8 protein-coding genes are annotated in these 11,825 nt (G+C 73.2%); 4 read left to right on the forward strand and 4 right to left on the reverse strand.

Annotated features, from left to right (window positions below):
* Positions 1–27 precede the first annotated feature (27 nt).
* Both AB0881_RS09940 and AB0881_RS09945 read right to left on the reverse strand, forming a co-directional pair.
* Positions 28–1,893, reverse strand: a complete 1,866-nt coding sequence (locus tag AB0881_RS09940; RefSeq protein ID WP_366615812.1) for an MFS transporter — start codon at positions 1,891–1,893, stop codon at positions 28–30.
* A gap of 202 nt (positions 1,894–2,095) precedes the next feature.
* On the reverse strand, positions 2,096–6,469 hold the full coding sequence (locus tag AB0881_RS09945) for an amino acid adenylation domain-containing protein (RefSeq protein ID WP_366615814.1): 4,374 nt from the start codon (positions 6,467–6,469) through the stop codon (positions 2,096–2,098).
* A 434-nt stretch (positions 6,470–6,903) separates the two neighbouring features.
* Here AB0881_RS09945 and AB0881_RS09950 point away from each other — a divergent pair, with 434 nt between their 5' ends.
* The 4 genes from AB0881_RS09950 (at position 6,904) to AB0881_RS09965 (ending at position 10,278) form a co-directional block, all read left to right on the forward strand.
* Positions 6,904–7,359, forward strand: a complete 456-nt coding sequence (locus AB0881_RS09950; RefSeq protein WP_366615815.1) for a TerB family tellurite resistance protein — start codon at positions 6,904–6,906, stop codon at positions 7,357–7,359.
* Between the two features lie 423 nt (positions 7,360–7,782).
* A complete protein-coding gene (locus tag AB0881_RS09955; protein WP_366615816.1) occupies positions 7,783–8,181 on the forward strand; it encodes a Dabb family protein in 399 nt (132 codons plus the stop codon).
* A 79-nt stretch (positions 8,182–8,260) separates the two neighbouring features.
* Positions 8,261–9,619, forward strand: coding sequence for an MFS transporter (locus tag AB0881_RS09960; protein ID WP_366615818.1), 1,359 nt, complete (start codon positions 8,261–8,263; stop codon positions 9,617–9,619).
* 35 nt (positions 9,620–9,654) lie between these two features.
* A complete protein-coding gene (locus AB0881_RS09965) occupies positions 9,655–10,278 on the forward strand; it encodes a TetR/AcrR family transcriptional regulator (protein WP_366615820.1) in 624 nt (207 codons plus the stop codon).
* A 12-nt stretch (positions 10,279–10,290) separates the two neighbouring features.
* On the opposite strand, the gene AB0881_RS09970 is transcribed toward AB0881_RS09965, so the two are convergent.
* Both AB0881_RS09970 and AB0881_RS09975 read right to left on the reverse strand, forming a co-directional pair.
* Positions 10,291–11,079 (reverse strand): methyltransferase domain-containing protein, encoded by a 789-nt coding sequence (locus tag AB0881_RS09970; protein ID WP_366615822.1) that lies wholly within the window; start codon positions 11,077–11,079, stop codon positions 10,291–10,293.
* Between the two features lie 145 nt (positions 11,080–11,224).
* Positions 11,225–11,773 (reverse strand): G5 domain-containing protein, encoded by a 549-nt coding sequence (locus AB0881_RS09975; protein WP_366615823.1) that lies wholly within the window; start codon positions 11,771–11,773, stop codon positions 11,225–11,227.
* Positions 11,774–11,825 lie beyond the last annotated feature (52 nt).

Genomic DNA, 11,825 nt, shown 5'->3' on the forward strand with positions numbered 1-11,825 from the left:
GTGAGCGCCTGACCGGTCAGGCGCCGGTCAGGCGCCGGTCAGGCGGTCGTTCAGCCGGCGCCGCAGCGTGCGGAGGCAGGCGAGGGCGCGCTGCGGCGGTGCCGGTGAGGAGCGGGCCGATCGCCGCTTGAGCAGCCAGGGCACGGCCAGCAGGGACAGAGATGTCAGTGCCCACAGCGCGGGCCTGCGAACGCGCAGCGCGAGGGTGAGATCGACGTGCCAACCGTCGGGGCGTCGCGTCGACCGCACGCTCATCGGAGCGCGGACACGTGCGAGGTCCCACAGCCCCGCCTTCCGGGCCGGTACGGCGGTCGCGGCGCCGGTGGAGAACCGGGCACGGAGCAGGAGGACGGCCGCCACGGCGGTGATCGCCGCCAGGGCGACGGCCCCGCCGGTCGCGCAGCGGGCCATCCCGGTGACGAAGGCGTCCTCGGCCGCGGTCACGGTGGCCGCCGGGAACGCGGCCGGCCGGTGCGCCGCGGCCGCGAGGATCTCGTTGGCGTCGGCGTCACCGGGGACGGGGCCGATGAGCCGGCGGAGCCGGCGGGTCGAGGCGGTGGTCAGGATCGATCCCTGGACGGCGATGCCCAGGGCCAGGCCGACCTGGCGGGTCACGTCGTTGAGGGCCGATCCGAGTCCGGCGTGCCGGCCGGGGAAGGCGCTCATGACCATCTCGGTGCTGGCGGCCAGGACGATGCCGGCGCCGACACCGAGCAGGACCATGAACACCGCCAGGGCCTGGTACCCGGTCCGCGGGGTGAAGGTGGCGACCACGGTCAGCGCGGCGGCGAGGAGGGCGTTGCCGGCGATGATGAGGAGGCGGTCGTCGATCCTCCCCATGAACGGCAGCGCGAGCGCCGAACCCGCGATCATCCCGGCCGAGGCGGGCAGGCACCGGACGCCGGCCTCCAGGGCGCCGTAGCCGAGGACGCTCTGCATGTAGAGGGTGAAGACGAGCATCAGGCCGAAGACGAGGAACGAGACCAGCGCCATCGCCGCCAGGCCGAACGCGACCCGCGGCGGGCGCAGCAGCCCCAGCGGCAGCACCGGTGCCCGGCAGCGGGCCTGCCAGGCGACGAAGAGGACCAGCAGCACGGCGGCGCCCGCGAACGCCGCGATGACCCGCGCGCTGCCCCATCCGTGACCGGGCCCTTCCACGGTCGCCCACACCAGCAGGCTCAGGCCGGCGGTGGACAGTACCGTGCCGAGGTGGTCCAGCGGGGCGGCCGCGTCGTCGCGCGATTCGGGCACGAGCCAGACGGTCAGCACGATGGCGACCGCGGCGACGGGAACGTTCATCCAGAAGCCCGAGCGCCAGGAGAAGTGCTCCACCAGCCAGCCGCCGACGACCGGGCCGAGGAGCCCGCCGATCCCCGCGATGGCGGTCCACACGGCGATGGCGCGGCGCCGCGGCCCCGGCTCCGGGAACAGGTCGATGATGATCGACAGGGTGGCCGGCATCACCAGCGCGGAGCCGGCGCCCATGACCACGCGGGCGGCGATCACGTACGCGGGTTCGTCTGCCAGCGCGCCGGCCGCGGAGCCCAGCGCGCACACCAGCAGGCCGATCAGGAAGGCGGCGCGCCGTCCGGCCTTGTCGCCGAGCGCGCCGGCGGCCAGCACGGTGCCGGCCATCACCACCGCGAAACCGTCGACGATCCACTGCACCTGAGCCGTCGACGGCGCGAGGTCGCGCTGCAGATCGGGGATGGCGACGGTGAGGACGGTGCCGTCGACGCCGATCAGGAGCACGCCCAGGCACACCGCGACGGTGGCGGCCCAGCGGCGGGCGGATCCGGCCCCGGCGGCGGCCGAGGCACGGCCGGCGGGCCGCCCCGCCCTCGCCGGGGCGCGCTTGGAGGGCCGGCGGTCGCTGGAGTGGCGGTCGGTCAAGTGGCGGTTGGTCGAGTGGCGGTTGGTCGAATGGCGGTTGGTGTCGATCAGGCCTCACCCGGACCCGTGGGCGGTCGATGGCGGTGCCGGCGAGGTCGCCGGCACCGCCGGCGGTGGTCGTGGCGGCAGGGGCGCCGCCACCGCTGGAGGCGGCGGGCCGTCGCCGGAACGACGGCGGGTGCGATGCGTTCCACCGGCTGGGTCAGCGGCGTGGACGGGTGCCGCTCTTCTCCCGCAGTCCGGCCAGCCAGCCGTCGGGTTCGGCGAGCACGGCCAGCGGCGGGGAGCCCGGCCGGGCACACGCCGTGATGATGTCCCGGGTCCGTTCCAGCAGGCCGCGTACGTAGGAGGCGGGCGCGAACGAGGTGTCGTACGCCACCGCCAGCCGGATCTGCTCCCCTTCGGGCCTGACCAGGAAGCCCAGATGTGCGGCGATGTCGAAGGGGCCGGGGAAGTCCTCGTCCAGCTGGTCGAAGCGCTCGACCGAGCACCCCTCCAGCCGTAGTCCGGGCGTGGGCGGCAGCACGTCGAGGTAGATGATCTGCGATCGGGCGAGCAGCCGTTCCAGCGCCGGCGGGCAGGTGCGGGAGGAGAGCAGCGACACGCTGTCGTGCCCCAGTGCCTGGTGCAGCTCCCGGTGCGCCGCCGTCAGCGATTCCGCGACCGACGCGTCCGGCCGGAGCCGGTGGCGCAGCAGCACCGTGTCGGCGACGCCGCCCACCGTGTGGGCGAGGGAATCGGGCCGGACCGAGTTGACGGCCAGCATGCGGGTGTCCGGGTCGCCGGTGTCGGCGGCCATGATCGCGCAGAACACGGCGTAGACGGCGCCGGCGAACGTCACGCTCCGGGCCCGGGCCAGCCGCTGGAACGAGCGCGACGGCCCGGCCGGCACCATCAGGCTCTGCACGCGCGTGTGGTGGCCGGCCGTGTGGTGGATGCCGCCGCCGGGGATCAGTTCGATCGGCCCGCAGCCGGTGAGCTTCTGATCCCAGTAGTGCACGTCCTGCGTGCGGGGAGCGGCGGAGAGCGGAGTCGACAGCCGGGCGTAGTCCGACCGCGGTATGCAGGCGGGCTCCCGGCCGGCCCGGAGCGCGCGGTAGCGGTGACCGATCTCCTCCTCCAGGATGCCCAGGGACGAGGCGTCGCCGACGAGGTTGTGCAGGCGCAGGGACAGGAGATGGTCGTGCTCGGACACGCGGACCAGCTCGGCGCTGAAGACGTTGCCGGCCGCCAGATCCAGCGGCCGGCCCGCGTGGAATTCCTGGAGGACCGCGTCGGGGTCGGTTCCGTCCGCGTCGAGCATGCGCAGCGTCCCGGTGGCCGGCGGGTGGACGAACTGGTGGGCCTCCCGCGGCCGGCCGTGGAGCCGGACGGCGGTGCGCAGCGCCGGATGCCAGGCGGCCGTCTGGTCCACGGCCGCCGCCAGTACCGCGCGGTCGATCGGTCCTCGGATGCGGTACCGGACCGGGAGGAGGATGAGCGGGCCGATCCCCCGGCCCGAGCCGGTCTTGGTGATCCATTCCCGGTAGAACGCCTGCGGCGGTGTGAGCGGCAGCCTGCCCGACTGCCGGGGCAGGTCCGCGCCGAGCGCCGCCGCGCCTCCCTGACGGCGGCCGTCGCCGGTGCCGTGGTCGGCGATCAGCGTGGCCAGCTGCGCGACCGTCGGCGCGTCGAAGACCGCCCGGGTCGGCAGGTCCAGGTCGAACCATTCGCTCAGCCGGCTCGTCAGGCGCACGGCCAGCAGGGAGTCCCCGCCGAGTTCGAGGAAGTCGTCGTGCAGCCCGACCCGGTCGATTCCCATGATCTCCGACATGGCCCGCGCGATCCGCTGCTCGATCGGCAGGACCGGGCGCGCGTAGTCGGTCGTGAGGCCGGAGCGGGTGCCCGGGGGGTCGGGGAGGGCGGCATGGTCGAGTTTGCCGTGCGCGCCGATCGGCAGTTCGGTGAGCGCGACGTAGGCGGCCGGACGCTCGTGGGCGGGCAGCCTGTCGTCGGCGCGCTCGCGCACTGCGGGCAGCAGCCGGTCGGTGGCGGTCGCGATCACCTGGCGGTGGATCGGCGCGTTGATCAGTTCGCCGTCGGACGGGCCGCCGGGCCAGCGGACCGCGGGCTCGGCGCCGCCGCCGGGGCGCGTGAACACCACGTCGAACTCGCCGTCGGGCCAGCCGGCGGCCCGCGAGAACCGCACCTCCCAGCCGCGTTCCTCGGCCAGTGCGGCGAGCTCCTCGGGATGCACGGCGGCGTCCTCGGCCGCGGTGGCCAGCCGCCGCAGCGACGCCGCGGTGTCCCGTCCGCCGTGCCCGGTCAGGCGCGCCCGTACCGCGCACGCCCCCGCGGTGCGCCGGTTGGGGACCCGCGTCACCGCGACCGGGTCGTCACCGGTGAGCAGGTCCGCCATCGCGTCCAGCCCGCCGGGCCATGGCCGCCACCGCGGAATGTCGAGATGGCTCCGCGGCTCCGGCGCGATGACGACGTCGAAGCGGAAATCGTTCATCTCGTTGCGGGCGGCGCCGCGCCGGGGACGGACCTCGACATGGCAGCCGGGCAGCGTGCGGGTGAACCACCGGGGGTCCATCAGCAGGTACGGGTCGAGGTCGACGCGGCGCCGCCACCGCTGCCGCAGCGCCGCCACCGGCTCGTCGTCGTCGGCGCGGGCGAGCACGACCGCGGCGTGCAGGGCGTCCTGCAGGCCCAGGTCCTTCAGGTCCCCCATGATCACCCGGCCGTGCGGCGCGGCGGCCGCGCGGGCGCCGGCGATGACCTCGGCCAGGTGCTCGGCCCCGTGGAAGTAGAACGCCACCGAGTTGCACAGCACCAGGTCGAAGCCCGCCAGCCCGGCGGTCTCGCGCGCGTCGGCGGTGCGCAGGTCGACGATCCGGTCCAGGCCCAGCTCCGCGAGCTTGGGCCGCAGCGTCCGGGCGGCCACCGGCGAGGGGTCGATGCCGACGACGCGATCGCACCCGGGTGCCAGGCGGGTGAGCATCATGCCGGTGCCGAACCCCAGATCGAGCAGCGAACGCGGGGCGCCGCCCTCCCGGGCCAGCTCCAGCGTCGCCGCCCGCCACTCGTCCATCTCCTCTTCGGGCAGGCGCTCGCCGGTGTAGCTGCTGGTCCAGCCCACCAGCTCGTCGCTGTGGTCGAGCTCGCCGTACAGCGTGTTCCAGGCGCCCTGCATCTCCGCCGCCACCGACCGTTCGTCCCACTCCGGCACCACGTACGCGACCAGCTGTTCCGAACGCATGGCGACCGCGGCGTCCCGGACGCCGGGAACGCCGCGCAGCTCGGCCGCGACGCCCTCCGGTTCGACCCGGAAGCCGCGGACCTTGACCTGCTCGTCGATCCTTCCGTGCAGCTCCAGCCGCCCGTCATCGCGCCACCGGCCCAGGTCACCGGTCCGGTAGCAGCGCCGCTCGGCAGCGGCGGGGTGGGCGGTGAACCGGGCCAGGTCGGCGGCGCCGGCACCGATATACCCCTCGCCCACGTTCGGGCCGGCCACCCACACCTCGCCCAGCTCACCGTCGGGAACGACGCCGCCGTCGCCGCCGACGATCAGGAGCTCGGTGTTGGCCAGGGCGGTGCCCACGGTCACGTCCTCGTCCGGGCGCAGCGTCGCCGAGGAGCACCACACCGTCGTCTCGGTGGGACCGTAGATGTTGAGCAGCTCCACGCCGGGCATGCGCCGGTGGTGGTCGACGACCAGCTGCCGGTCGCACGGCTCACCGGCGACCATGATCTGGCGCAGCGGCGCCGCAGGGCCGCCGATCCCCGGCAGGATGCTGCGGTACAGCGACGGGGTCACCATGGTGTGGCTGACATCGCCCGCCGACAGGAGCGACACCAGCTCGTCGATCGCCGTCGCGGTGTCGGGCGACAGCATCGAGACCGTGCCTCCCGACAGCAGCGTCCACCACACGCCACCGATGGCACCGTCGAACGTCAGCGAGGAGATGAGGGCGTACACCTCGATCGGGTCCGGGTAGCGCTGCCCGTAGGCCTGCATCGCGTTGGACGCGGCGCGGTGCGAGATGGCCACCGCCTTGGGCCGTCCGGACGTACCCGAGGTGTGCATGATGTAGGCCACCGAGTCCAGGGGCGGGTCCTGGCCGGGCGGCGAGGCCGGCTGGGCCGCGATGTCCGCCGCCACCGCCGGGTCGTCGAGGTCGATCCGCACCGGCCCTAGATCCACCGGCCTCCGCGCCCGCAGGCCGAGGACGCACCGCACGTCCAGCGCGGCCAGCATGCGCGACAGCAGGCGCTCCGGATAGCTCGCGTTCACCGGGACGTACACCGCACCGGCGGCGAAGATCGCCGCCTGCGCGACCACGGCGGGGACCCCGCGGGGCAGCGCGCAGGCCACCCGGTCGCCCTGCCCGATGCCGATCGCGGTGAGGTAGCGGGCGAGGCGGTGGACCTCCCCGGTGAGTTCGGCGTAGGTGAGCCGCCCGGTCGCGTCCCGCACGGCGAGGGCGTCGGGGCACTGTTCGGCGCGCCGGCGCAGCAGCACCGGCAGTGACAGGGCCGCGAACGGCACCGCTGGACCCGAACGCGCACTCGTCGCCGCGTTGAGCTGGCTCACGTTCTCTCCCACGGGTGAGGGTGTTCCGCTGAGGGCAGGGGCCACCAGGCGCCGGACTCGCGCAGACAACACGCATGCACGGCACTGGCAGCCCTCGACGGGCTGGCCTGGAGTCGCGGGCGAAAGGAGTGGAGGTCGCGGTAGGAAACGGAGGGGATGGCCGCCCGGCGACTCGAACCCTACACGCACGAACACTCTTAGTAACTGTCCATGAGCGCTACGTAATTCTTGCCCACACTACGCCCCCGGCGCATACCGTGATCGACATCAGGACATTCCGGCCAGCGAAGAGCGCCCGCACCCGCGTGGAAGCCATGCCCCAAAGCCCCCACGCCCCGACAAGCAGCGCCCCTCGGCCCATTCCATCAACTACTACACTTGTAGCAGCCCTCCCCCGGGGCGCGAGCACAGAACACCGACAGGAGGCACCCCCGATGGCCCTGTGGAACAGGCTGCGCGAGTCCACCCAGACCATGCAGACCCAGCTTCTGGCCAGGAAGAACGAACTGAAGAGCGGGGCCTTCAGGGACGCCGCCATGGCGATGTGCGCCCTCGTGGCAGCGGCCGACGGCACCGTCTCCCCCTCGGAACGCCAGCGGACCGCGTCCCTCATCACCACCAACGAGGCGCTGGCGAACTTCCACGCCAACGATCTGCAGCGCCGGTTCGAGGAGTACGTCGCCAAACTCACCGCCGACTTCGCCTTCGGCAGGGTCTCCCTGCTCCAGGACATCGGCAAGGCGGCCAAGAAGCCTGCCGAGGCCCGCGCGGTCATCCAGATCGGCATCGTCATCGGCGGCGCCGACGGCCACTTCGACGACGACGAGAAGGCAGTCGTACGCGAGGCCTGCCACGCCGTCGGCCTATCCCCCACCGAGTTCGACCTCTGATCCCCCACCGCCGCCGCGGCAGCCTCCGCCCTCAGGAGAGCGATCGCCGCAGCGCGGAGAGCGACCGGCTCGCCGATGCGACCGGGCTCAGAGGCGCAACTCCCGTTGCACCTAGCGCTACGCGGCGCGACGTGGCGGCGCGCGCCGCCCGCAAGGGCTTCCGGCTGGTCGCCGACGGCCGGCACGGCAGCCGCTCGGCCAGGGCGCCGATGGGCCGGTGAACCGGGAGACATGGCCGACGCCTTGGCCACAAGGTTCCGCCATTGGCCCCAGGCGCTGCGGTGGGCACCAGTGCCATCTCGCTTCACCAGTGCAGGTCAACGACATTAATGCATCAGACTGTTGCATTAAGTCGCCTCGATGGCCTACCATTGCTAATGCAACAGATCGTTGCATCAAGGTGCGTCGTAGAGGAGAACCGTCGTGATCTACCACCAGATCCGGATCGCCGTTAAGCCGGATGCTCCCGAGGACCAGGTCCAGCATGCGCTCGACCTGATGCGCAAGCTGGGCGACAAGCTCGACGTCGTCGAGTTCTTCACGGTCGGCCGCGACTTCGGCGGCGAGTTCCAGTACGGCGCCCTGTACGCGCTCAAGGACATCGACGCCTACCGCACGTACATGTACGACCCGCTGCACCGCGAGATCGACGCGGCCGGCCTGCCGCTGGTCACGAACATGGTCTCCGGGGACCTCACCGACGACGCGGACCCCGGGATCGGGGACAAGATCGCCAAGGTGCACAGCGACCGGTTCAAGGACCACCCCGAGCTGCTCGGCCTGGTCGAGGGCCTCGACTCCTACGAGGGCAGCGGCACCTGAGGCGGCGTCCGTGCGAGCAGGCCACGGGAGACGCAGGGGGCCGTCTCCCGTGGCGCACGACGGTCAGGGAGGGCCGCTCATGGGATCCAGCCGTGCGACGTTGCCGGTCCTCATGGCCGGGTGCGGGACCTTCGCGATGCTGCAGTCGCTCGTCCTGCCGATCCTGCCGACGATCCAGGCCCGGATGCACACCTCCCAGAGCACCGTCACCTGGGTGATGACCGCCCATCTGCTGTCGGCCGCGATCTGCACTCCGATCGCGGGACGCGTGGGGGACGCGGTCGGCAAGAAGCGCGCCCTGGTCGCCGTGCTGCTGGCGCTCGCGGTCGGCTGTGCGGTCGCCGCGCTGGCGTCCGGCATTGGCGTCCTCATCCTCGCCCGCGTGATCCAGGGCGTGGCGGGCGCGGTGTTCCCGCTGTCGTACGGGATCATCCGCGATCGGTTTCCGGCCGGCCGCGTCGCCTCCGGCGTGGGCGCGATCTCGGCCGTGATCGCCGCGGGCGGCGGGCTGGGGCTGGTGGCCGCCGGCCCGATCGTCGATGCACTGGATTACCGGTGGCTGTTCTGGATCCCGCTGGTCCTCGCCGCCGCCTCGGCGCTGGCCGCGTACCGGCTGGTTCCGGAGTCGCCTCGCCGGGACGACCGGATCGCCTGGCCGGCCGCGCTCCCGCTGTCGGCCTGGCTCACCGCCCTGCTGCTGGCGGTCAGCAAGGGGCCCCAGTGGGGCTGGCTCTCCCCCGCCGTGCTCGGCCTGCTCACCGCTGCTGTCGCGACCGCCGCGGCCTGGGTCGCCACCGAACTCGGCTCGTCCCGTCCACTGATCGACATGCGCATGATGCGGCTGCCGCAGGTGTGGACCACGAACCTGGCCGCGCTGTTCTTCGGGGCCGGGCAGTTCGCCATGTTCACCTTCCTGCCGCAGTTCGTGCAGACGGCGCCCGCCGCCGGGTACGGCTTCGGCTCCACCGTGTCCGAGTCGGGCGTCCTGCTGCTCCCGATGCTCGTCGCCATGTTCCTGGGCGGCGCGGTCAGCGGGCCCGTCGAACGGCGGTTCCGTTCCAAGGCCCAGCTGGTCACCGGCTCCGTACTCGGCACCCTGGCCTTCGCCGGCCTGGCCCTGGCCCACGATCAGCGGTGGACGGTCATCGCCGCCGCGACCGTCTTCGGCGCCGGCCTCGGCCTGGGCCTGTCGGCGATGACCAACCTCGTCGTCGGCGGCGTCCCCGCCGCCCAGACCGGTGCCGCCGGCGGCATGAACGCCAACATCCGCACCATCGGCGGGGCGATCGGCGCCGCCTTGACGGGCAGTGTCGTCACCGCCGGCCTCCGTTCCGACGGGGCGCCGCTCGAAGCCGGCTACACCGCCGGGTTCCTGCTGCTGGCCGTCGTGTCCGCCGCCGCGGCCGCGGCGGCGCTGGCCATCCCGCCGGCACGCTAATTGCGACAGGATGGCCTGATCGGTAGCGTTAGGAGATGCACGACAAGCCCGCGGACCAAGCCGGACAGCTGCAGGCCGATGCGGCCACCAGGCGGCCCGGAGGGCGCACGGCCCGTACCGCGAAGGCGGTCCTGGACGCCACGATCACCGAGCTCGGCGAGGTCGGCTACGCGGCGCTGAGGATCGAGACCGTCGCCGAGCGGGCGGGGGTCAACCGGGCGACGATCTACCGGCGGTGGGGCGACAAGCCGAGTCTCGTCGCCGCCGCGTTCACGGCGCGGCAGGCCGAGGTGTCGCCTCCCGCGGACACCGGCGACCTGTTCGAGGACCTGCTCACCTTCCTGCGCGAGGTCCGCCGCGGCTTCGACAGCCCCTGGATCACCGCCCTGATCAAGGAGACCGGTCCCCGTACGGGTGAGGACGACGGGCTGCGCCGTGCCCTGGACGAGATCTGGCCCGCGCGCTTCAACCTGTCGCGGGAGATCTTCGTGCGGGCGATCGAGCGCGGCGACCTCCCCGCCAGTGCGGATCCCGACTTCCTGGTGCAGGCCGCCGCAGGACCGCTGTACTTCCGCTGGCTCATGCTCGGCCACACCCTCACCGACGACTTCCTGCGGCATACCGCCGCCCTGGTCATCGCGGGCGCGCAGCGCCCCTGACCGGCGACGGGATCAGGCCGTGCCGACGGCGACGAGGGACGTGGCGTCCAGGTCGTCGATCCCATCGGCGTCCAGCATGTCCAGGAAGCGAGCGCGGACGCGGTCGGCGGCCGGGGCGTCGAGGCTGTGCAGCATCCCGCGAAAGCCGCTGCCGAGCACCAGGTCCCAGGCGTCGCCGGGCGACAGGGGCACATGCCGGACGATCCGATGCGTGCGGACGTCCCGCAGCCGCAGGCCGCGCGCCCACGCGCCGAGCGCGTCCTCCGTGCCGATCCTGCGGGCGGCCCGCCGCGCGGGCGGGTCGGCCGACTCCAGCGGGCGTTCGGTCTCGACGGCGCGGGCCAGCCGGGCCCCGAAGCTCTCCAGCGCGCCCTCGGCCCAGGTCGCGACGGAGAACCGGCCTCCCGGGCGCAGGCGGCCGGCCAGGCGCCGGGCCGAGGCGTCCATGTCGGGCATGAAGAAGATCCCGTATCCGCACAGGAGCACGTCGTAGGGCTCGGGGTCCGGCCACGCGGTCACGTCGGCGACGTGGAACCGCAACCGCCCGAGCCGTTCGGCCGCGGCGCGCCGCCGTCCCAGCTCGGCCGGGCCGGGAGCCAGGTCGACCGCGTCCACGGCGCCGCTAGCACCGACCGCGCGGGCGGCCGGGATCGCCGAGGCGCCCGCGCCGCAGCAGGCGTCCAGCACCCGGTCACCCGGGGCCGGCGCGACCAGAGCGACGTACGCCTCGCCCAGCGGGTTCCACAGCAGTGACGACGCGCGGTGCAAGGCGGCGGCGTCCTCTTCCGTCAGCGGCGGCATCGCGTTCCTCCGGTTCATTGGCCGGCGCCCGTAGCCGCGTGCGCCGGGCTCGGCGACGCCTATCCAATCATAGAATTGATAACCGTTTCCATTTTGAGTCCCTGGCGGGCGCCGCCCGCGTGTGGATCGTGGCTTCCGGACGGGGTCAGTCGCAGGCGATGCCGTCGCCGTCGCGGTCCAGGTCGTGGATGTCCGAACCGACGACGCGGACGGGCCCCTGGACGTAACCCGGCCCGTCACCGCTGCCGCCCGCGCAGTCGACGTCGCTGGTGATCGGCACGCAGGCGCCGCTGTAGTTGGGGTCGCATTGCCGCGTCCGCTTCGTACCGACGGCGATGATCCGGGTGACCGGCGCCCTGGTGACCGCCTTCCGCACCAGCTTCCTGCCGGTCTCCACACCGTCGGTGACGGTGACCTTGTAGGTGAGGGTCCTGACACCCTTGACGCCGCGAATCCTCACCTTGGTCTCGCCCCTGGCCAGGGTGGGGTCGTTCACTCTCCTGGTCTTGTACGGGATCACCTCGGTCTCGGTGACGGTACGTTCCTCGTTCGCCGGTGTGGGTGACGGCGTGCTCGATGCCGAAGGCTCCGCACTCCCCGATCCCGCCGCCGTGGGCGTTGCCGCCGGCCCGCATCCGGCGCCGGAAATGAGCAGGACGGCCCCTACCGCGATGGCTGTGAAAGTACGTCTCATCGCTCCCCCTAACCGGGGGAAGCATGCGACCGCGCGCTCTCAGGACGACAGG

The sequence above is a fragment of the Spirillospora sp. NPDC029432 genome, assembly GCF_040703975.1.
Classification (GTDB): Bacteria; Actinomycetota; Actinomycetes; order Streptosporangiales; family Streptosporangiaceae; genus Spirillospora.